Source organism: Microbacterium sp. X-17 (assembly GCF_039615055.1).
Map to the genome: position 1 here is coordinate 17,448 of NZ_JBDHNI010000006.1, position 19,757 is coordinate 37,204.

At 71.4% G+C, this 19,757-nt stretch carries 20 protein-coding genes; 11 read left to right on the forward strand and 9 right to left on the reverse strand.

What is annotated here, in order from left to right; all coding sequences use genetic code 11:
- Positions 1 to 28: 28 nt before the first annotated feature.
- Positions 29 to 916, forward strand: a complete 888-nt coding sequence (locus tag ABCS02_RS26075) for a rhodanese-related sulfurtransferase (protein WP_345838624.1) — start codon at positions 29 to 31, stop codon at positions 914 to 916.
- 114 nt (positions 917 to 1,030) lie between these two features.
- Positions 1,031 to 2,614, forward strand: a complete 1,584-nt coding sequence (locus tag ABCS02_RS26080) for a Na+/H+ antiporter (protein WP_345838625.1) — start codon at positions 1,031 to 1,033, stop codon at positions 2,612 to 2,614.
- 14 nt (positions 2,615 to 2,628) lie between these two features.
- On the opposite strand, the gene ABCS02_RS26085 is transcribed toward ABCS02_RS26080, so the two are convergent.
- Complete coding sequence (locus tag ABCS02_RS26085) at positions 2,629 to 4,122, reverse strand: LssY C-terminal domain-containing protein (protein ID WP_345838626.1); 1,494 nt, start codon at positions 4,120 to 4,122, stop codon at positions 2,629 to 2,631.
- Between the two features lie 45 nt (positions 4,123 to 4,167).
- Here ABCS02_RS26085 and ABCS02_RS26090 point away from each other — a divergent pair, with 45 nt between their 5' ends.
- Genes ABCS02_RS26090 through ABCS02_RS26100 form a run of 3 tightly spaced genes read left to right on the forward strand, consistent with a single transcriptional unit; the run spans position 4,168 to position 6,426 of the window.
- A complete protein-coding gene (locus ABCS02_RS26090; protein ID WP_345838627.1) occupies positions 4,168 to 4,944 on the forward strand; it encodes an isocitrate lyase/phosphoenolpyruvate mutase family protein in 777 nt (258 codons plus the stop codon).
- 50 nt (positions 4,945 to 4,994) lie between these two features.
- Entirely contained in the window at positions 4,995 to 6,017 is a 1,023-nt protein-coding gene (locus tag ABCS02_RS26095; RefSeq protein WP_345838628.1) for an MDR family oxidoreductase, read from the forward strand.
- A gap of 28 nt (positions 6,018 to 6,045) precedes the next feature.
- Positions 6,046 to 6,426 carry a DUF1304 domain-containing protein gene (locus tag ABCS02_RS26100; RefSeq protein ID WP_345838629.1) on the forward strand — a complete coding sequence of 127 codons (381 nt, stop codon included), beginning with the start codon at positions 6,046 to 6,048 and terminating at the stop codon, positions 6,424 to 6,426.
- Between the two features lie 6 nt (positions 6,427 to 6,432).
- Here ABCS02_RS26100 and ABCS02_RS26105 read toward each other — a convergent pair whose 3' ends face one another.
- Entirely contained in the window at positions 6,433 to 7,653 is a 1,221-nt protein-coding gene (locus ABCS02_RS26105) for an FAD-dependent oxidoreductase (protein WP_345839166.1), read from the reverse strand.
- Between the two features lie 24 nt (positions 7,654 to 7,677).
- On the opposite strand from ABCS02_RS26105, the gene ABCS02_RS26110 reads away from it, so the two are divergent.
- The gene (locus tag ABCS02_RS26110; protein ID WP_345838630.1) at positions 7,678 to 8,067 is read left to right on the forward strand and encodes a DUF1304 domain-containing protein; all 390 of its coding nucleotides are present in this window, start codon (positions 7,678 to 7,680) and stop codon (positions 8,065 to 8,067) included.
- 14 nt (positions 8,068 to 8,081) lie between these two features.
- On the opposite strand, the gene ABCS02_RS26115 is transcribed toward ABCS02_RS26110, so the two are convergent.
- A complete protein-coding gene (locus tag ABCS02_RS26115) occupies positions 8,082 to 8,468 on the reverse strand; it encodes a hypothetical protein (protein ID WP_345838631.1) in 387 nt (128 codons plus the stop codon).
- Between the two features lie 149 nt (positions 8,469 to 8,617).
- Here ABCS02_RS26115 and ABCS02_RS26120 point away from each other — a divergent pair, with 149 nt between their 5' ends.
- From ABCS02_RS26120 to ABCS02_RS26140, 5 genes are all read left to right on the forward strand, one after another.
- Positions 8,618 to 9,799, forward strand: coding sequence for an ROK family transcriptional regulator (locus ABCS02_RS26120; RefSeq protein ID WP_345838632.1), 1,182 nt, complete (start codon positions 8,618 to 8,620; stop codon positions 9,797 to 9,799).
- 148 nt (positions 9,800 to 9,947) lie between these two features.
- A complete protein-coding gene (locus tag ABCS02_RS26125; RefSeq protein ID WP_345838633.1) occupies positions 9,948 to 11,066 on the forward strand; it encodes a sugar ABC transporter substrate-binding protein in 1,119 nt (372 codons plus the stop codon).
- A gap of 143 nt (positions 11,067 to 11,209) precedes the next feature.
- Positions 11,210 to 12,046: an ATP-binding cassette domain-containing protein gene (locus tag ABCS02_RS26130; protein WP_345839167.1), complete on the forward strand. Its 837-nt coding sequence runs from the start codon at positions 11,210 to 11,212 to the stop codon at positions 12,044 to 12,046.
- Positions 12,046 to 13,299, forward strand: a complete 1,254-nt coding sequence (locus ABCS02_RS26135) for a sugar ABC transporter permease (protein WP_345838634.1) — start codon at positions 12,046 to 12,048, stop codon at positions 13,297 to 13,299. Before ABCS02_RS26130 ends, ABCS02_RS26135 begins: the two co-directional genes overlap by 1 nt.
- Before the next feature lie 38 nt (positions 13,300 to 13,337).
- On the forward strand, positions 13,338 to 13,574 hold the full coding sequence (locus ABCS02_RS26140) for a hypothetical protein (RefSeq protein ID WP_345838635.1): 237 nt from the start codon (positions 13,338 to 13,340) through the stop codon (positions 13,572 to 13,574).
- 68 nt (positions 13,575 to 13,642) lie between these two features.
- Here the strand turns inward: ABCS02_RS26140 and hemL are convergent, their stop codons facing one another.
- The 6 genes from hemL to hemQ are packed head-to-tail and all read right to left on the reverse strand — an operon-like array spanning position 13,643 to position 19,718.
- Positions 13,643 to 14,998 (reverse strand): glutamate-1-semialdehyde 2,1-aminomutase, encoded by a 1,356-nt coding sequence (gene hemL, locus ABCS02_RS26145; RefSeq protein ID WP_345838636.1) that lies wholly within the window; start codon positions 14,996 to 14,998, stop codon positions 13,643 to 13,645.
- Positions 14,995 to 15,966 (reverse strand): porphobilinogen synthase, encoded by a 972-nt coding sequence (hemB, locus tag ABCS02_RS26150; RefSeq protein WP_345839168.1) that lies wholly within the window; start codon positions 15,964 to 15,966, stop codon positions 14,995 to 14,997. The genes hemL and hemB overlap by 4 nt, the downstream gene beginning before the upstream one ends.
- A gap of 50 nt (positions 15,967 to 16,016) precedes the next feature.
- A complete protein-coding gene (locus ABCS02_RS26155; protein ID WP_345838637.1) occupies positions 16,017 to 16,811 on the reverse strand; it encodes a uroporphyrinogen-III synthase in 795 nt (264 codons plus the stop codon).
- Positions 16,811 to 17,809: a hydroxymethylbilane synthase gene (gene hemC / locus ABCS02_RS26160; RefSeq protein WP_345838638.1), complete on the reverse strand. Its 999-nt coding sequence runs from the start codon at positions 17,807 to 17,809 to the stop codon at positions 16,811 to 16,813. The genes ABCS02_RS26155 and hemC overlap by 1 nt, the downstream gene beginning before the upstream one ends.
- Entirely contained in the window at positions 17,806 to 18,987 is a 1,182-nt protein-coding gene (locus ABCS02_RS26165; RefSeq protein WP_345838639.1) for a ferrochelatase, read from the reverse strand. Before ABCS02_RS26165 ends, hemC begins: the two co-directional genes overlap by 4 nt.
- Positions 18,984 to 19,718 carry a hydrogen peroxide-dependent heme synthase gene (gene hemQ, locus ABCS02_RS26170; protein ID WP_345838640.1) on the reverse strand — a complete coding sequence of 245 codons (735 nt, stop codon included), beginning with the start codon at positions 19,716 to 19,718 and terminating at the stop codon, positions 18,984 to 18,986. The genes ABCS02_RS26165 and hemQ overlap by 4 nt, the downstream gene beginning before the upstream one ends.
- Positions 19,719 to 19,757 lie beyond the last annotated feature (39 nt).

A 19,757-nucleotide genomic window follows, 5' to 3' on the forward strand; every position in this document is an offset into this window, starting at 1 on the left:
TCGCAGTCGCCGCTGCTAGCATCCCCCGGTGCCCGTCGCGAAAGTCCTCCTTTATTACGCCTTCGCACCACTGTCGGACCCGGACGCGGTGCGGCTCTGGCAGCGCGACCTGTGCGAGGCGCTCGGGCTGCGCGGGCGGATCCTGCTGTCCAAGGACGGCATCAACGGGACGCTGGGCGGCGAGCTCGGCGCGCTCAAGCGGTACCTGCGCAAGACCAAGGAGTACGCGGCGTTCCACGACCTCGACGTGAAGTGGAGCGAAGGGTCGGGGCTGGACGCCTCGGGCGGGAGCCTGGACTTCCCGCGGCTGTCGGTGCGCGTGCGGGACGAGATCGTGTCGTTCGGGGCGCCGTCGGAGCTCCAGGTGGATGCGTCGGGCGTCGTCGGCGGGGGCGAGCGGCTCGACCCGGACGCTCTGCACGCGCTCTTGGACTCCCGCGACGACGTGGTCTTCTTCGACGGGCGCAACCGGTTCGAGGCGGAGATCGGCCGGTTCCGCGGGGCCGTCGTGCCCGACGTGGCGACGACCCGGGAGTTCGTCGCCGAGCTGGAGAGCGGACGGTACGACCACCTCAAGGACAAGCCGGTCGTGACATACTGCACCGGCGGCATCCGCTGCGAGGTGCTGTCGGGGCTGATGCGCTCGCGCGGATTCGGCGAGGTCTACCAGCTCGACGGCGGCGTAGTCCGCTACGGCGAGCGCTTCGGGGACGACGGGCTGTGGGAGGGGTCGCTGTACGTCTTCGACGGGCGCGGGTCCGTCCGGTTCTCGGACCATTCCGCGGTGGTCGGGCGCTGCGCGGGGTGCGGAACGGCGACCGACCGGATGCGGAACTGCAGCGACCTGTCGTGCCGGGAGCAGCTGGTGGTGTGCGCGGAGTGCGATGTGGTGGAGTGCGCCGCTCACGCTGCGTGACGCGGGGTAGTCCTGTAGTCCTGTAGTCCTCCACAGGCTCCGGGATCGACGGGTTCTCCACCGATTCGCGGGAACCATTGCTGGCCCTTTCGCGTTGCGGCCAAGATGAACCTCATGGATCCGGTCACCACCATCGTCTGGATCGTGTCCTTCGTCGTCGTCACGGTCACGGTCACTGGGCTCTCGCGGCGCGTCAACTGGTCGGCGCCCGTGGTGCTGGTGGTCGTGGGCGCGATCGCGTCCTTCATCCCCGGGGTGCCGCAGGTGGCGCTGGAGCCGGAGGTCGTGCTGTACGGGCTGCTGCCTCCCTTGCTGTTCGCCGCGGCCATCCAGACGTCGATCGTCGACGTGCGCGCCAGGCGCGACGGCATCCTCCTGCTCTCGGTCGGGCTGGTGGTGTTCACCGTGGTCGTGGTCGGCTTCACCACCTGGCTGGTGGTGCCGGCGATAACGGTCGCGGCGGCCTTCGCGTTCGGGGCGGTGGTGGCGCCGACGGACACGGTGGCGGTGACGGCGATCGCGGGCCGGGTGCACCTCCCGCGGCGACTCGTCACCGTGCTGGAGGGCGAGAGCCTGCTCAACGACGCGACCGCGCTGGTGGCGCTGAACGCGAGCATCGCCGCGATCGTCAGCATCGTGAACCCGTGGGCCATCGCCGGAGACTTCGTGATCGCGGTCGTGGTCGGGGTCGGGATGGGCCTCCTCGTGGGGTGGGTGCTCTCGCTCATCCGCAAGCAGCTCCGCTCCCCCGTGCTGGACACCTCCATCGGGCTGATCACGCCGTACCTGGCGTTCATCCCCTCGCAGTTCCTGCACGGGTCGGGCATCCTGTCGGTGGTCGTGGCGGGCCTGTACCTCGGGTACCGGTCGCCCACCATCCAGACGGCGGAGGCGCGGATCGCAGAGACCATCAACTGGCGGACGATCGAGTTCCTGCTGGAGAACGCGGTCTTCCTCTTCATCGGGCTGGAGCTGTCGAGCATCCTGAACTCGGCGTTCCGTTCGGGCATCACGGTGGCGCAGACGGTGTGGATCAGCATCGCCGTGCTGCTGGCGCTGTTCCTGGCGCGGTTCCTGTGGATGGTCGGAACGACGGCGCTGTACCGGTACGGGCCGCAACGCCTCCGCGAGCGCGGCTGGACGTGGCCGACCGGCATCGCGGTGTCGTTCGCGGGGATCCGCGGGGTGGTGACGCTGGCGGCGGTGTTCTTGCTGCCGGAGTCGACCCCGCACCGCGAGTTCCTGCAGTTCCTGGCGTTCGTCGTGGTGGTGGCGACCCTGCTGGAGGGGCTCGCGCTGCCGTGGGTCATCCGCCGCCTGAAGCTGCCGCCGCCGGACTTCGCGCAGGAGGCGGGCGAGATGGAGCGGCTGCTCGCCGAGGCGCAGGCGGCGGGGCTGGAGCATCTGGAGTCGCGGGTGACCGGGCAGGAGGACGAACGGGTGATCGAACGGCTGCGGGTCAACGCGGTCTTCCTCTCCGAGGCGCTCGAGAACCCGGTCCCGGACGCGGAGGTCCCTGCTCCGCTCGAGTACCGGAAGCTACGGCGGTCGATGATCGTGGCGGAACGGCAGGCGGTCCTCGAAGCGCGGGCCGAAGGGCGATACCAGGAGCTGGCGGTGCGGTCGGTGCTCGCGTTCCTGGATGCGGAGGAGTCGGCGCTGAAGGCGGGAGGGGCGGAGGGGAAGAAGTTGATGTGAAGGTGGGGTGACGGCTACTGGGCGGCGGGAAGCTGGGCGGCCGCGGCCGGTCCTGCAGCGATCGCGGTGGGGTGCCCTCCACGTCGCCGGTGTACCCGGGGGCGTCGGGCCCACAGCCGGGCGCGCTGGGAGGACAGGGCGAGCACCACCAGGATGTCGAGCGGGAGGCCGAGGATGTTGGTGCGGAGGGTGACCTGCTCGCCGCCGTTGAAGAAGTCGATCGCGGCGAGGATGATCAGCAGAGCGCTGTACGACATCGCGACGATGCGGGCCCAGTTGCTCCCCGTGAAGACGAGCAGGGCGATCGCGAAATAGAACACCAGCCCCGCGGCGAACAGGCCCATCGCGATCCCGAAGACCAGGTCGGCGCTCTGCTGTTCCGCGGCGGTGAGGGCCTTGCCGGTCGCGGACACGAGCTCCGACCGGATGAACAGCGGCCACGCCAGCACGGTGAGCACCACGGTCAGCACGCCCGCCAGCACGCGCAGCAGCATGAGCAGGAAGCCCAGCGTCGTCGGCACCGGGCGGCGCTCGGCGCGGTCGATCCTCCGTTGGTCCGCGCCGGCGGCGACTGCGACGGCGCGGGGCTCCACCAGCACCTCCGTCAGGTCGACCACAGGGAGGTCGCCGTCGGTCTCGATGGCGTCGCCGCCACCGTTGCGTGCGTGGTAACCGGACGAGAAGTCGCGGATCACCGCGACCTCCGCGCCGATGTCCGCGCTCGTCAGCGTCGAGACGATGTGGTCGCGTTCGATGTCCGTGTTCGCGTCGATCTTGTGCGTGATCTGGAGAGTGAACAACGAGAAGCCCACCGAGCGGTCGAAGGTCCCGGCTGCCAGCCAGTCGACGCGGTGGCCTCCCGGCAGCAGCCAGCCCTCCGGGCAGCGCCAGAACCGGACGTGATGGCGCTTGGCCGGGTTGCCTTTGACCTCCTGCTGGTACGCGACGTCCTGCTGGTGCCCGAACAGGAAGAGCGGGCTCACCGGCGCCTCGTCGTAGCTGCGGCGCAGCAGCGTGGAGGTGATGATGCGGCGGCTGGAGGCGGCGGTCACGTCGTCGGCGCGCGTCCACCCGGCTTCGGTCATCGCCTCGTCGAGCTGCGCCTCCGACCCCAGCAGCGCCAGGTTGATCGGGTCGCCGAGGAGTCCATCGCTGGTGCGGGCACGGCCGATGAAGTAGTCCGGCACGTAGATCTGGGTGAGGATGCGGTGCAGGCGCGGAAGCACCAGGTAGGCGAGGACGATCCAGAAGACGACGAAGAAGAGGAGCAGGAACCAGCCCCACGCGAAGCTCTCGGTGAAGATGAGCCACGCCAGCCAGACGGCCGCGACGCCGCCGAACACGAAGAAGACGTTGTCGACGACGGCGTTGATCGAGACGCGCCGGCCGGTGGCGGAGAGGGTCTTGGCGGGGCCGGGTGCGCCGGTCGGCGGCGCATCGCGCAGCCGTCCCCCGCCCGCCGCGGGCTCCGCTCGCGGCGGCCCCTCCGGCTCAGCGGCGCCCGCCATGCGCTCATCCTAGAGCGCGCCGGGCGCGGGTCGTAGGGTGGCGTCATGACCTCCATCACCGAACGCGGCGCTGAGCTGCGCCGTCTTCACGACGCCCCCGAGCTGCTGCAGGTGGTCAACGTGTGGGACGCGATCAGCGCGAAAGCCGTCGCCGCCCTCCCGGAGACCCGCGCGCTCGCGACGGCCAGCCACTCGATCGCGGCGACGCTCGGGTACGAGGACGGCGAGAACATCCCGCTCGACCTGATGCTCGACATGGTCGGGCGCATCGTCGCGGCCACCGACCTCCCGGTGAGCGCCGACCTCGAAGGCGGGTACGGCGATCCGGGCGAGACGATCCGCCGGGCGATCGGCGTGGGCGCGGTCGGGGCGAACCTGGAGGACCAGGTGCGTCCGTTCGAGGAGGCCGTCGCTCACGTGCGGGCGGCGGTCGCGGCGGCCGACGCCGAGGGCGTGCCGTTCGCGCTCAACGCGCGCACGGACGTGTGGATTCAGAACGCCTACCCGACGGCGGCGGAGAAGACCGAGGAGGCGATCCGGCGCGGCCGGGCGTTCCTGGACGAGGGGGCGACCTGCGTGTTCGTGCCCGGGCGCCTGGACGAGGAGACGGTGACGCAACTCGTCGCCGGGCTCGGGGTGCGGAAGCTGAGCGTGATCGCGGTGCCCGGGTCGCTGCCGCCGGCGCGGCTGCACGAGCTCGGGGTCGCGCGCGTCTCGTATGGGCCGTGGCCGCAGCGCGTGGCGCTCGCCGCGGTGCAGCGGACGGCGGCGGAGCTGTACGCGGGTGGGGAGCTGCCGGCGGGTGTCCCCATCCTGAACTGAGCCGCGCGATCGCACGCTCGCCAGGACCGAACGACGACCGAAGGACAAGAATGACCGACTTCCGTGCCATCGTCATCGAACAGGAGAAGGAGGGGTCCCGCATCCTCGCGCACACCGCTGAGGTGCGGCGGCTGACCGACGCCTTCCTCATGCCGGGGGACGTGACGATCGCCGTCGAGTTCTCCGACCTCAACTTCAAGGACGGGCTCGCCATCTCCGGGAAGCCGGGGGTCGCGCGGGTGTCGCCGCTCATCCCGGGCATCGACCTGGTGGGCGTCGTGGAGGCATCCGACGATCCGCGGTGGCGGCCGGGCGACCGGGTCGTGCTCAACGGCGACGGGATCGGGGAGAGCCATCACGGCGGCCTGGCCGAGCGGGCGCGGGTGCGCGGGGAGGCGCTGGTGCGGGTGCCGGACGCGCTGAGCTCCGAGCAGGCCGCGGCGATCGGGACGGCGGGGTTCACGGCGATGCTGGCCGTCCTCGCGCTGGAGCGGAACGGGATCCAGCCGGAGGCCGTGCACGCCGCCGGGTCGAGTGTGCTGGTCACGGGCGCTGCGGGCGGGGTCGGGTCGGTCGCGACCGCACTGCTGGCGAAACTCGGTTATCCGGTTACGGCCTCCACGGGGCGGCCGGAGGAGCTGGGAGGCTATCTCACCGACCTCGGGGCGACGGCGATCGTCGACCGGGCGGAGCTGTCCCTGGAGGGGCGGCCGCTGCAGAGCCAGAAGTGGGCGGGGGCCGTGGACTCGGTCGGCAGCCACACGCTCGCGAACGTGCTCGCGCAGACCCGGTACGGCGGGACGGTCGCGGCGTGCGGTCTCGCGCAGGGCCCGGACCTCCCGGCGACCGTGATGCCGTTCATCCTGCGGGCGGTGACGCTGGTCGGGATCAACTCGGTGGAGGCGCCTGCCGCGCTCCGCGAGACGGCCTGGCGGCGGCTGGCGACCGACCTCGACGAGGAGGCGCTCGCCGCGATGACGCGGTTCGTCCCGCTCGCGGAGGCCATTCCGGCGGCGGAGGACATCCTGGCCGGGCGGCTGCGCGGGCGGACGGTGGTCGACGTTCGGGCGTGATCCGCGTGGCTGCCGTTAGGCTGACCGCATGATCGTGCTCGCGACCGTCGTCGTCACGCTGGCTGCTGCGCTCCACGTCGGGATCTTCTTCATGGAGAGCGTCGGATGGGTGCGGCCCGGCGTCTGGAAGCGGTTCGGGGTCGCCGATCAGGCGGCGGCGAACACCACGCGGCCGATGGCGTACAACCAGGGGTTCTACAACCTGTTCCTCGCGATCGGCGCGATCATCGGGCTGATCCTTTTCGGCGTGGGCGCGCACGCCGCGGGGCTGGCGCTCATCTACTTCACGATGGGCAGCATGCTCGCGGCCTCCGTCGTGCTCGTGACCACCGGGCGCGGGTACCTGCGACCGGCGCTCATCCAGGGCATCCTGCCGCTGATCGGCATCGTGCTCATGCTGTTCTCGTAGCGGCGCTCAGCGCAGGGACGGCACGACCGACTCTGGCCGGAGGCCGCGGCCGATCAGGCGTGCGGTGAGGCGTTGCGCGACCGGAGTCGCCGCGCCGATGGCCAGCCGCAGCGCGGGCGACGGCGAGCGCGAGAGCAGCGGGCCGGCGCCGGGGCGGGAGATGCCGCGGTGGGCGGCGAGCTGGATGCGCTGCATCCACTCGACCGGGGGGAGGCGGCGGCGCTGCACGGCGTCGAGGAGGCGGAGGTCGACGGGGCCGTCGCGCAGCGCTGCGGCGAGCGCGTTCGCGGTGGCGACGGCGTCCTGCACGGCGTAGTTGACCCCGACGCCGAAGGCCGGGGACATCGCGTGCGCGGCGTCCCCGATGGCAAGGAAACCGTGCCGGTACCAGCGCGGCAGCCGGTCGATCTGGACGCTCAGCAGCTTGAGCGGCTCCCAGTCGGTGATGGTCTCCAGCGGCTCGCGCAGGAACGGCGCGGCACCCGCCACGGCCGAGCGGAACGCCGGGAGACCGGCGGAGCGCAGCGCGTCGATGCCGCCCTTCGCGATCACGAGGCCGGTCTGGAAGTAGTCGCCGCGGTCGATCGTGATCACCATCGCGCCGTCGCCGAGGTAGGCGAGCGTCGAGGGCTGGGTCTGCGCGGGTTTCGGGAGGCGGAACCAGATGACGTCGATGGGCACGCCGAACCGCCGGGGACGCAGGCCCGCGGCGGCGCGGAGGACGGAGTCGCGGCCATCCGCCGCGACGGTGAGGTCGGCCTCCACCCGCACGGGACCGTCCGGCCCCTCGGCGGAGAGCCCCCGCACGACGTCGCCGTCGCGGATCAGCCCGGTCGCCTCGGTCCGCATGAGCAGCCGGAAGTTCGGATACCGCTCCGCCTGCTCGGCGAGGAAGGTCAGGAAGTCCCACTGCGGCGCGAGGACGAGGAAGTCGTCCGGCGGCGGCAGCCTCCCGAAGTCGATCGGATGCAGCCGGGTGCCGTCGACCACCGCGTCGAGCGTGCGGATGCTGGTGTGCGGGAGGCCGAGGAACGCGTCCCGCAGCCCGAGCTCGCCGAGCACGCCGACCGTCGACGGGTGGATGGTGTCGCCGCGGAAGTCGCGGAAGAAGTCGGCGTGCTTCTCCAGCACGACCACGTCGAGCCCGGCGCGGGCGAGGATCAGCCCGAGCATCATCCCGGCGGGGCCGCCCCCGGAGATGGCGCAGGATGCCTGCAGCGATTCCATCACCACGCAGCGTAGTCTCCCCCCATGACGATCCTCGGCTCCGCCCTCATCGCGCTCGCGGCCGTCGTGCACCTCGTGTTCTTCGCGATGGAGAGCATGCTGTGGTCGTCGCCGAACGTCTGGCGGCGATTCGGGCTCACGACGCAGCGGGACGCCGACGTGGTGCGGCCGATGGCCTACAACCAGGGGTTCTACAACCTGTTCCTCGCGGGCGGCGCCGCGGTCGGGCTCGTGCTCTACTGGACGACCCTGCGGCACGTCGGCTTCGGGCTGATGTTCTTCACCGGGGCGTGCATGGTGCTGGCGGCGATCGTGCTGCTCACGACCGGGCGGCGGTTCTGGGGCGCGGCACTGCTGCAGGGGGTGCCGCCGCTGGTGGGGCTGGTGCTGTTCTCGGTCGCGCACGCGGGGTGAGGTGCGCCCGGCGGTCAGTCGATGATCTCCCCGTCGGCCGGGATCTCGCCCACGTCCACGCGCAGCGCCTCCACCAGCTTCGCGGCGTGCGGTGTCGAGACGATCACGCGGGAGAATTCCTCGCCGTCGAGGTCCACGACCACCGCGGCGCGCTGCTTGCCCTTGATCAGCAGGAAGTCCTTGCCGCCGTGGAACTTCCACGTCCCGACCGACAGCGTGAGCGGGACGGCGGCTCCCGGGGCGCGGATGCCGCGGATCCAGATCCACGGGTCCTCCGTGATCGCGACCGATCGGATGCTCTCCCGCGGGATCACCAGATCCTCCCGACGCACGGAGAGCACCTTCTCGGCCCGGGTGAGGTGGATCTCCAGGCGGTCGGGGTGAACGTGCAGGTCGGCCATAGCTCTATCCTGCCCGCCGACCGGGGCCGACGGGGGTCGTGAACCTCACAAACCCGTAACCGTTGGCTTGGAGGGGCGCGACGGACGGCGCGCAGCGGTCGCAGGACTCTCATGATCCGCTTTGCCGGGCGGCATGTATCCTTCTCGTCGTGGCAACGCAGCGGCGAACTCCGGGCTCGCAGACTTCACTTCGTGAAGCCAACCGGGCTCGGATCGTCGACGCCATCAAGAAGCACGGCGGCCTGACGCAGGTCGAGCTGGCCGGGGCGACGGGACTCTCCCCCGCCACGGTCTCCAACATCGTCAAGGAGCTCGCCACCTCCGGCGTGCTGCACACCGCGCAGAGCATCCGCTCGGGACGGCGCGCCCAGCACGTCACCCTCGCCCACGCGCTCGGGCTCGTGGTCGGCGTCCACTTCTCCACCCGGCACCTGCGCGTCGCGCTGGCCGACGTGGCGAACACGGTCGTCGCCGAGAACCACATGCCGCTGGCCAAGGACCACCGCGCGGACAACGAGCTCGACAAGGTCGCGTTGCTGCTGAACGACATGCTCGACTCGGTCGACGCCTCCCGCGACGAGGTGCTGGCGGTCGGCCTCGCAGTGCCGGCGCCGCTCGACCGGGCCACCGGCACGATCGCGCGCAGCGGCATCATGCGCGGCTGGGACGGCGTGGTGATCGCGGAGGCCCTGGAGCGCAGGGTGAAGCGCCCGGTCTTCATCGACAACGCCGCCAACCTCACGGCCCTGGCGGAGTCGCGGCTCGGCGCGGGCCGCGGCAAGCGCACGTCGATCACCCTCGACGTCGGCGACGGGATCGGGGCGGGGCTCCTCCTGAACGGCCAGCTCTTCCGGGGCAACAACGGCGTCGCGGGCGAGTTCGGCCACACCACGATCCGGGAGAACGGGCCGCTCTGCCGCTGCGGCAACCGCGGCTGCCTGGAGGCCATCGCCGGCGGCCCCGCGATCCTGGACGAGCTGCGCGACCACCTCGGCAGCCTGAAGCTCGGCGACGTCGTCCTGCAGGCGATGGCCGGCGACGCCCGCTGCATCCGGGCGATCGCGGACGCCGGGCGGCACATCGGCATCGCGACGGCGAACCTCTGCAACCTGCTCGACCCGGAGCGGGTCGTGGTGGGCGGCGAGCTCGCCCGCGCGGGAGAGCTGCTGCTCGGTCCGATGCGGCACGCCGTCGAGCGATCCATCATCGTGAACCAGGACCTCATGCCCGACATCGTCCAGGGCCAGCTCGGCGTGCGGGCGGCCACGCTCGGCGCCGTGGCCCACGCGGTCGACAGCGTCTCGATCACGAGCGTGGGGGTCGCCGTCTGACCGCTCGCGGCCCGCGTGTCCCCCATTGACCCCCGTCCGTGACGAACCGTTATCGAAAGCTTGAATTCAAGTATTGACGCCAAAGGCCGGGCTTTGACACACTCAACCCAGCCGCCAACGTCGGCGGCCTCGAATCGGAGGTTTTTCAATGAAGATCGCCACCAAGAGAGCGGTCATGGCGTCCGCCGCGATCCTGGCCACAGCCCTCACCCTCACAGCCTGCTCGAACGGTTCCGGCAACTCCTCGACGAACAACGCGTCGGGCGCCGCGAACGCCAAGATCGGCCTCCTCCTGCCCGACTCGGTCACCGCCCGCTACGAAGCCGCGGACAAGCCGTACTTCGAGGCGAAGGTCAAGTCGCTCTGCTCCGGCTGCACCGTCCTGTACGCGAACGCGGACGGCGACGCCAGCAAGCAGCAGCAGCAGGCCGAGTCGATGCTGACCCAGGGTGTCAAGGTGCTCGTCCTCGACCCGTTCGACGGCGAGGCCGCCGCGTCGATCGTCGGCGAGGCGAAGGCCAAGAACATCCCGGTCATCTCCTACGACCGTCTCATCAACAGCCCCGACCTGAACTACTACATCTCGTTCGACAACGAGAAGGTCGGACAGCTTCAGGCCCAGGCGCTCGTCGACAAGCTGAAGAAGGACAACGTGCCCTCCGGGTCCGGAATCCTGATGGTCAACGGCTCGCCGACGGACAACAACGCGACCCTCTTCAAGAAGGGCGCGCACAGCGTCATCGACTCCAGCGGCTACAAGGTGCTGGCCGAGTTCGACACCCCAGGATGGGACCCCGCCAAGGCCCAGGACTGGGTGTCCGGTCAGGTCTCGCAGTTCAAGAACCAGATCAAGGGCGTCTACGCGGCGAACGACGGCACCGGCGGTGGCGCGATCGCGGCCATGAAGGCGGCCAACCTGAGCCCGCTGCCCCCGACGACCGGTCAGGACGCTGAGCTCGCGGGCATCCAGCGGATCCTCGCCGGCGACCAGTACATGACCGTCTACAAGGCGCTGAAGCCGGAGGCCGAGCAGGCGGCGACGCTCGCCATCGCTCTGACCAAGGGCCAGAAGCCGTCCGAGCAGACCTCCGAGGTCGCCACGGCCGGCGGCGCCAAGATCGCGTCCATCCTGCTGACCCCGGTCGCGGTGACCACGGACAACATCGAGTCCACGGTCGTGAAGGACGAGTTCTACGGTCCCGACTCCGCCTCGAAGATCTGCACCGCGGACTACAAGACGGCGTGCGACAAGTACGGCATCAAGTAACACAACCGATTCACCTGGGGCCACCCGGCCCGGAGTTGCGGAATCCCGCATCCCCGGGCCGGGTGGTTCCGCCATACAGTTAGCCCAAGCACCGACAGCTACACGCGCACGACGCGTCAGGCCCGAAGGAGAACGCCGTGACGATGGAATCCCCGGTCACCGACCAGGAGCGGTCCAGCCGACAGCCCGTCCTCTCGCTACGGGGGGTGTCGAAGGGGTTCGGAGCCGTGCAGGCGCTCACCGACATCCACCTCGACGTCTACCCGGGGGAGGTCGTCGCCCTCGTCGGCGACAACGGAGCGGGGAAGTCGACCCTGGTCAAGATCCTCGCCGGGGTCCACCCGCAGGACGCGGGGACGATCACGTTCGACGGTCAGGACGTCCACATCCCGTCGCCCGCGGCGTCCCGCGGGCTCGGCATCGCCACGGTGTTCCAGGACCTCGCGCTGTGCGACAACCTGGACGTCGTGTCCAATCTCTTCCTCGGACGGGAGATCACCCGAGGAACGCTCGACGAGGAGGAGATGGAGAAGCGGTCGTGGAGCCTGCTGCGGCAGCTCTCGGCCCGTATCCCGTCGGTGCGCATCGCGGTCGCGTCGCTCTCCGGAGGCCAGCGCCAGACCGTCGCGATCGCCCGCTCGCTGATCGGCGAGCCGCGCGTCGTCATCCTCGACGAGCCGACGGCCGCCCTCGGCGTCGCTCAGACCGCCGAGGTGCTGAACCTCATCGAGCGCCTGCGCGAGCGCGGCCTCGGGGTCATCCTGATCAGCCACAACATGGCGGACGTCCAGGCGGTCGCCGACCGGGTCGCCGTGCTCCGGCTCGGCCGCAACAACGGGGACTTCCGGGTCCCCGACGTCAGCTACGAAGAGATCATCTCGGCGATCACCGGCGCCACCGACAACGTCGTCGCGCAGCGGGCAGAACGCATCGAGGAGCGCGTCGAGCGCGTGGAGAACAGCGAAGGGAACCAGGCCTGATGACCAAGGCACCAGAGACTCCGGCCCAGATCGCGGCCGACCTCCAGGACGAACGACTCATCCGCGAGGAGGGGCTCAGTGGCGCGGTGCGCGCCTTCGGGCGCCGGGTGCGCGGCGGCGACCTCGGCTCGCTGCCCGTCGTCGTCGGGCTGATCGTGATCTGGGTCGTGTTCCAGATCCTGAACCCGAACTTCCTCAGCGCGAACAACCTGGTCAACCTGACCCTGCAGTGCGCTGCGATCGGCACCATCTCGATCGGCATCGTGCTGGTGCTGCTGCTCGGGCAGATCGACCTCTCGGTCGGCTCGGTCAGCGGTGTCGCGGCGGCGATCCTCGGCGTCGGGTTCACACAGCTCCACTGGCCCCTCGCGCTGACCGTGATCGTCGCGATCCTCGCGGGCTCGGCGATCGGCTACCTCTACGGCCTGCTGTTCACGCGGTTCGGCGTCCCGAGCTTCGTCATCACGCTGGCCGGCCTCCTGGGCTTCCTGGGCGTGCAGCTCTGGATCCTCGGGCCGAACAGCTCGATCAACATCCCCTACGACTCGTGGATCGTGAAGTTCGCGCAGCAGACCTTCCTGCCGCCGTGGGCGGCCTACGCCCTCGCCGCGATCGCCGCGATCGCGATGTTCTGGTCGGACTGGCGCCGCAACGCCCGCCGTCGCCGCGCCGGCCTGTCCGAAGGCTCGATGGCCGTCGTGCTGATCAAGGCCGTGCTGCTGCTCGTCGGCCTCTGCATCGCCGTCTGGTACCTCTCCACCGACCGCGGCACGGGAGCGATGTTCCTGCTGTTCGTGGTGCTGGTGATCGTGATGAACTTCTTCCTGACCCGTACCAAGTGGGGCCGCTCGGTGTTCGCCGTCGGCGGGTCCGTGGAGGCCGCACGCCGAGCCGGTATCAAGGTGAACCGGGTGTTCATCAGCGTGTTCATCCTGTGTTCGACCTTCGCCGCCATCGGCGGACTGCTCGCGGCGGCCCGCCTCGCGTCGGTGAGCGCGTCGTCCGGTGGCACCGACACCAACCTGAACGCGATCGCGGCGGCGGTCATCGGCGGGACGAGCCTCTTCGGCGGCCGCGGATCGGCGTGGTCGGCGCTGCTCGGCATCCTGGTGATCCAGTCGATCTCGAACGGTCTGACGCTGCTCAACCTGGACTCGTCGTACCGCTTCATGATCACCGGAGCGGTGCTGCTGCTCGCCGTGATCATCGACTCGCTGTCCCGCCGCTCGCGCGAATCGCACGGGCAAGCCTAGGCGGACAGCACTCCGGGCGGGTGTGAGAAGGTGGACCGGTGACCCGAACCACCACCTTCCACGCCCGCCTTCTCCGTTCGGGCGTCGACCCGCAGACGGTGACGGTGCGGGCGTCGTCGGACGTCCCGCCGCGCACGCTGCGGCGCGCCGCCGGCGGCGGCGGGGCCCTCACGTTCGACGTCTACGCCCTCCTCGACGCCGACGGCTGGCCGAGTTCCGCGACGTACACCTACGTAGAATCCCTCTCCCGCACCCCCTCCGCGTCCGACGAGTAGTCGAGGGGCACGTCGTTGTCACTTTTGCGCCCGAAAAGTGACAACAACGTGCCCTTCGGCGGTAGGGGTCAGGCGGGGTGAGCGGTTGCGGCGGCGCGGGCGGCGGCGGGGAGGGCGGTGAGGATGCGGTCGACGGCGGTGTCGTCGTGGGCGGCGGTGACGAACCACGCCTCGAAGACGCTCGGCGGCAGCGAGACGCCCGCGTCGAGCATCGCGTGGAAGAACGGCCGGTAGCGGAACGCCTCCTGCGACTGCACCTCGGCGTAGGTCCGCGGCGCGGCCGCGAAGTCGCCGAAGACGAAGCTGAACAGGTTGCCCGCGCGCTGCACGCGGTGGGCGACGCCCTCCGCGGCCAGAGCGTCGGAGACAGCGCTCGACAGGGTCTCGGCCACGACATCCAGCCGGTCGTAGACCGCCTCGTCGGCGTGCGCCAGCGTGGCGAGGCCGGCGGCGACCGCGACCGGGTTCCCGGAGAGGGTGCCGGCCTGGTAGACCGGGCCGGTCGGGGCGAGGAAGTCCATGAGCTCCGCGCGTCCGCCGACGGCCGCCAGCGGCATCCCGCCGCCGATGACCTTGCCGAAGGTGACCAGATCGGGCGTGTAGCCGCGGTCTAGGCCCCAGTACCCTGCCTCGCTCACGCGGAAACCGGTGAGCACCTCGTCGAGGATGAGCAGCGCGCCGTACTCGTGGGCCAGGTCGGTCAGCGCGGCGTTGAAGCCCTCGTCGGGGGCGACGACGCCCATGTTCGCGGCGGCGGCCTCGGTGATCACGGCCGCGATGTCCGGGCCGTTCGCCTCGAAGGCGGCGCGCACGGCGTCCAGGTCGTTGTACGGGAGGACCAGCGTCTGCGCGGCCGTCGCCTCGGTGACGCCCGCGGAGCCCGGCAGCGACAGCGTCGCGAGGCCCGATCCGGCCTCGGCGAGCAGGCTGTCCGAGTGGCCGTGGTAGTGGCCGGCGAACTTGATCAGCAGCGGACGGCCGGTGAAGCCGCGCGCCAGGCGGATCGCGGTCATGGTCGCCTCGGTGCCGGTGGAGACGAGCCGCAGCTTGTCGATGAAGGGCACCCGTCCGAGCACGGCCTCCGCCAGTTCGGTCTCGGCCGGCGTGGAGGCGCCGAACGAGAGCCCGCGTCCGGCGGCCGCCTGCACGGCGTCGATCACGGCCGGATGCGCGTGGCCGAGGATCGCCGGACCCCACGACGCGACCAGGTCGACGTACTCGCGCCCCTGCGCGTCCACGATGTAGGGGCCGTGCGCCGACACCATGAAGCGCGGCGTGCCGCCGACCGAGCGGAAGGCGCGGACCGGGGAGTTCACGCCGCCGGGGATCACACGCTGGGCGCGCTCGAACTGCGCCAGGTTGATGTCGCCGAGCGCGGCGTCGTCGGCAAGGCCCTGCAGGTCCTGAGAGTCGGTGTCGTTCATCGCAGCCATCCCGCGACCTCGGTCGCCCAGTAGGTGAGCACTGCGTCGGCGCCCGCACGGCGCGTGCCGATCAGGGTCTCCTCGATGACGCGCTCGCGGTCGATCCAGCCGTTCGCGGCTGCGGCCTCCACCATCGCGTACTCGCCGGAGACCTGGTAGGCCCAGACCGGCACGTCGCTGATGGCGGCGACGTCGCTGAGGACGTCGAGGTAGCTGAGGGCCGGCTTCACCATGAGGATGTCGGCGCCCTCGTCGAGGTCGAGCTGCGCCTCGCGCAGGCCCTCGCGGCGGTTGGCCGGGTCCTGCTGGTAGGCGCGGCGGTCGCCGGAGAGCTGCGAGTCGACGGCTTCCCGGAACGGGCCGTAGAAGCCGGACGCGTACTTGGCGGCGTAGGCGAGGATGACGACGTCGATGCGGCCGGCGGCGTCGAGCGCGTCGCGCACGGCGGTGACCTGGCCGTCCATCATCCCGCTCAGGCCGAGGAGCTGCGAGCCGGCCTCCGCCTGCGCGATGGCCATGTCCCGGTAGCGCAGCAGGGTGGCGTCGTTGTCGACGTGGCCCTCGCCGTCGAGCACGCCGCAGTGGCCGTGGTCGGTGAACTCGTCCAGGCAGAGGTCGGTCTGGACGACGAGCGCGTCGCCCACCTCGGAGGCGAGCGCGCGGGTGGCGACGTTGAGGATGCCGTCCGGGTCGGTCGCGGCGGTGCCGGTCGCGTCGCGGGTCTCCGGGACGCCGAAGAGCATGACGCCGCCGACGCCGGCCTCCGCGGCCTCCACGGCTGCGCGCTTCAGGGAGTCGAGGCTGTGCTGCACGACGCCGGGCATGGAGCCGATCGGCTGCGGTTCGGTGGCGCCCTCCCGCACGAACAGCGGGAGGATCAGCTCGGCCGGATGGAGGCGGGTCTCGGCCGTCAGACGGCGCATGGCAGGTGACTGCCGGAGGCGCCGGGGCCGTACGACGGGATGCAACTCACTCACTCTCCCCAGCCTACGCCGCACCACCGGGTGCCCGCGCACGCTCAGGAGGCGGCGGACCGGTTCGCGGTCGCGGCGGCGGCGACCGCCTCGATGAGGGAGGCCGCGGTGCGCTCGTCGGCGATCACGTCGACGCGGAGGCCGTACTCGCGGGCATCCCGCGCGGTCTGCGGACCGATCGCCGCGACGAGGGTGCTCTCGGGGATCGGGCCGAGCTGCACCTGCACCTGCTCGGCCACGGAGCCACTCGTGACGAGGATGGCCTGCACCAGGCCCTCGCGCACGTCGGCGACGATGTTATCCGGCACCGGGATGCCGATGGTCCGGTACGCCACCACGGACTCCACGTCGTGGCCGATACGACGCAGCCCCTCGGTGAGGAGGGGCTTGGCGATCTCGGAGCGGAGGGTGAGGATGCGCAGCGGGACGACGCCCTCGGTCGCGGCCTCCCACTCGGCGAGCAGTCCGCGCGCGGAGTTGTCCTCGGCCGGGACCAGGTCGACCGCGTACCCGGCGGCGGCCAGCGCGGCGGCGGTGGTCTCGCCGACGGCCGCGATCCGGGTGGAGGGCGGGACGACCGCGCGGGCGGCGCTCAGCACGTCGACCGTGGTGGCGCTGGTGACCGTCACCCAGTCGAAGCCGCCGGCCGCGAGCCGCGCGAGGGCGGCCTCCAGGGCGGGGGCGTCGGCGGTCGGCGCGAAGTTGATCATCGCGGCCACCACCGGCGAGGCGCCCTTGGCGCGGAGGTCGGCGGCGACCGAGTCGCCCCACGGCCCTCCCCGGGGCACGAGCACCCGCCAGCCGGCGAGCGGCTTCGGAGAGGACGGCGTGGAGGGCATCATTCGCTCCCGAGCGGGGCCAGGTCGGCGGCCCCCGCGCCGAGCAGTTCGGCCACCACGCGGGCGCCGACCTCGCGCGCGGCCTCGTCGAGGTCGGCGAGGCCGAAGGAGTCCGGAGTGGCGGCGTGGGATGCCGTGAGCCGCTCGGTCCCGTCCGGGCGGTACACGGTGGCTGTCAGGAACAGGAGGCCGTCGTCGACCAGCGCGGACGCGCCGATCGGGGCGGCGCAGCCGGCTTCGAGCCCGGCGAGCACGGCGCGCTCGGCGGTCGCGCACGCGTGCGTGGTCGCGTGGTCGACGGCCTTCAGCGCGCGGGCGACGTCGCCGCGGCCGGTCTGCTCGCCCGAGCGGACCTCCAGCGCGAGCGCGCCCTGGCCGGGAGCGGTCGGCACCTGCGACAGCGCGAAGAAGTCGGTCACCGCGTCGAGGCGGCCGAGCCGGCCGAGGCCCGCGGCGGCGAGCACGACGGCGTCGAGGTCGCCCTCTGCCACCCTGCCGAGCCGGGTGTCCACGTTGCCGCGGATGTCCACGACCTCCAGGTCCGGGCGCACCGACTTGAGCTGGGCGACCCGGCGCGGCGAGCCGGTGCCCACCTTCGCGCCCTCCGGCAGCGTGTCGAGCGTCAGGCCGTCACGGGCGCACAGGGCGTCCCGGGCGTCGGCACGCTTGGGGACGGCGCCGATGACGAGCCCGGGCGCCGGCGCGGTCGGCAGGTCCTTGAGCGAGTGGACGAGGAGGTCGCACTCGTCCGCGAGAAGGGCCTCCCGCAGCGCGGTGGCGAACACCCCCGTGCCGCCGAGCTCCGACAGCGACTCGCGCGAGGTGTCGCCGTGCGTGGTGATCGTGACGAGCTCGATGTCGAGCCCGGTCGCCCGCGCGATCGACTCGGCGACGGCGGTCGTCTGCGCGACCGCGAGCGCGCTGCCCCGCGTGCCGATGCGCAGCACGCCGACGCGACGCGCGGACGCGCCCTCGGCCCTGCTCACCGTGCCGCTCACGGCGCGAGTCCAGCGGCCGCGGGCTTGAAGCCGAGGCGGACGTTCTCGCAGCATCCCGGGCGGCACACGTCGTACCAGGGGCCGAGCGTGGTCAGCGCCGGACGCTGCTCGACCGGGTCGCCGTCGCGGCGCTCCAGGACGAGGTCGACCAGGCCCTTCACGTAACGGGCGTGGGTGCCGGGGGTGGGCACGCGGACGGCTACGAGGCCGTTCTCCTCGCTGGTCTCCATCGCCTCGTTGTCGAGGTCCCAGAGCACCTCCATGTGGTCGCTGACGAAGCCGAGCGGGACGATGATGACGGCCTTGACGCCGAGCGCCGGGAGCTCAGCGATGCGGTCGTTGATGTCGGGCTCCAGCCACGGCATCGACGGCGGGCCGGAGCGGGACTGGTAGACCAGGTCCCAGCCGATGACGCCGCCGGCGGCCTCCTGCGAGACGACCTCCGCGACGGCCAGGTGCTGGGCCGCGTAGGCGCCGCCCTCACCGAAGCCGCGGTCGGCCGGGCCGGACTTGGCGGCGTCCGTCGACGGGATGGAGTGCGTCGAGTACAGGATGCGGATCTCGGTCGCCGGGTCGATGCCCGGGATGCGCTCGCGCAGCTCGTCCACCGCGTTGCGGACGCCCTCGATGAACGGCTCCACGAAGCCGGGGTGGTCGAAGAACTGGCGCACCTTGTCGATCTGGATGGTGCCCTCCAGGCCCTTCTCCTCCAGCACGCGGGCGAAGTCCTCGCGGTACTGGCGGCAGCTCGAATAGGAGGAGTACGCGCTCGTCGCGATGGCGATCAGCTTGGTGAGGCCGCGCTCCTGCGCCTCGGCCAGGGCGTCCTCCAGGTACGGGTCCCAGTTGCGGTTGCCCCACAGCACGGGGAGGTCGATGCCGCGCGAGGCGAGCTCGGCCTCCAGCGCGGCCTTCAGCTCGCGGTTCTGGTCGTTGATCGGGCTCACGCCGCCGAAGTGGCGGTAGTGGTGGGCGACCTCCTCCAGGCGCTCTTCGGGGATGCCGCGGCCTCGGGTCACGTTGCGGAGGAACGGGATGACGTCGTCCTGACCCTCCGGGCCGCCGAAGCCGGCGAGGAGGATCGCGTCGTACGCGACCGGCTCGGTCACGTGCTCGGGACCGGACGCGGCGGCGGCGGTCGCGCCGAGCACCCGCGGAACGGCGGTCGTGTCCGTCACTGCAGCACCTCGACGACCTCGGCGGGCTGGATGCGGCGGCCGGTGTAGAACGGGACCTCTTCGCGCACATGGCGGCGGGCCTCGGTGTAGCGGAGGTCGCGCATCACGTCGACCAGGTCGGTCAGTTCGTCGGCCTCCAGCGGCAGGATCCACTCGTAGTCGCCGAGCGCGAACGCGGCGACCGTGTTGGCCAGCACCCCGCGGAACGCCGCGCCCTTGCGGCCGTGCTCGGCGAGCATCTTCGAGCGGTCGGCGTCGGGCAGCAGGTACCACTCATAGCTGCGCACGAACGGGTAGACGCACAGCCAGCCCTTCGGCTCCTTGCCGCGCAGGAAGCCGGGGACGTGCGAGCGGTTGAACTCGGCGTCGCGGTGCACGCCCATCGCGTTCCAGGTCGGGAGGAGCGCCTTGAACAGACGGGTGCGGCGGAGCTGGCGGAGACCCCACTGCAGCGTCTCGGCCTCCGGGCCGTGCAGCCAGATCATGATGTCGGCGTCGGCCTTGAGGCCGCTCACGTCGTAGAGTCCGCGGGTCACGACGCCCTGCAGCTCGATGTCGGCGATGACGCCTTCGAGCTCCTGGACGGCCTTGGGGACGTCGGTGCCGTCGAGGTCGTCGGGACGGGCGGGGTCACGGCGCAGGACGGCCCACAGGGTGAAGCCGCTGGGGCTTTCGGGGGCGGTGTCTTCGGGGGTGGTCGACTCTGCCGGAACGGCAGCCGGGGTACTCATACCGACAGTCTCCCTCGCAAAGCTGAGAAGGCAAAAACC

Excerpts from the sequence above, each read along its gene's own strand:
- ABCS02_RS26080 (WP_345838625.1), top strand. The coding sequence starts at position 1,031 with ATGGATCCGGTCACCACCATCGTCTGGATCGTGTCCTTCGTCGTCGTC.
- ABCS02_RS26085 (WP_345838626.1), bottom strand. The coding sequence starts at position 4,122 with ATGGCGGGCGCCGCTGAGCCGGAGGGGCCGCCGCGAGCGGAGCCCGCG.
- ABCS02_RS26090 (WP_345838627.1), top strand. The coding sequence starts at position 4,168 with ATGACCTCCATCACCGAACGCGGCGCTGAGCTGCGCCGTCTTCACGAC.
- ABCS02_RS26095 (WP_345838628.1), top strand. The coding sequence starts at position 4,995 with ATGACCGACTTCCGTGCCATCGTCATCGAACAGGAGAAGGAGGGGTCC.
- ABCS02_RS26100 (WP_345838629.1), top strand. The coding sequence starts at position 6,046 with ATGATCGTGCTCGCGACCGTCGTCGTCACGCTGGCTGCTGCGCTCCAC.
- ABCS02_RS26105 (WP_345839166.1), bottom strand. The coding sequence starts at position 7,653 with ATGGAATCGCTGCAGGCATCCTGCGCCATCTCCGGGGGCGGCCCCGCC.
- ABCS02_RS26110 (WP_345838630.1), top strand. The coding sequence starts at position 7,678 with ATGACGATCCTCGGCTCCGCCCTCATCGCGCTCGCGGCCGTCGTGCAC.
- ABCS02_RS26115 (WP_345838631.1), bottom strand. The coding sequence starts at position 8,468 with ATGGCCGACCTGCACGTTCACCCCGACCGCCTGGAGATCCACCTCACC.
- ABCS02_RS26125 (WP_345838633.1), top strand. The coding sequence starts at position 9,948 with ATGAAGATCGCCACCAAGAGAGCGGTCATGGCGTCCGCCGCGATCCTG.
- ABCS02_RS26130 (WP_345839167.1), top strand. The coding sequence starts at position 11,210 with ATGGAATCCCCGGTCACCGACCAGGAGCGGTCCAGCCGACAGCCCGTC.
- ABCS02_RS26135 (WP_345838634.1), top strand. The coding sequence starts at position 12,046 with ATGACCAAGGCACCAGAGACTCCGGCCCAGATCGCGGCCGACCTCCAG.
- hemL (WP_345838636.1), bottom strand. The coding sequence starts at position 14,998 with ATGAACGACACCGACTCTCAGGACCTGCAGGGCCTTGCCGACGACGCC.
- ABCS02_RS26155 (WP_345838637.1), bottom strand. The coding sequence starts at position 16,811 with ATGCCCTCCACGCCGTCCTCTCCGAAGCCGCTCGCCGGCTGGCGGGTG.
- hemQ (WP_345838640.1), bottom strand. The coding sequence starts at position 19,718 with ATGAGTACCCCGGCTGCCGTTCCGGCAGAGTCGACCACCCCCGAAGAC.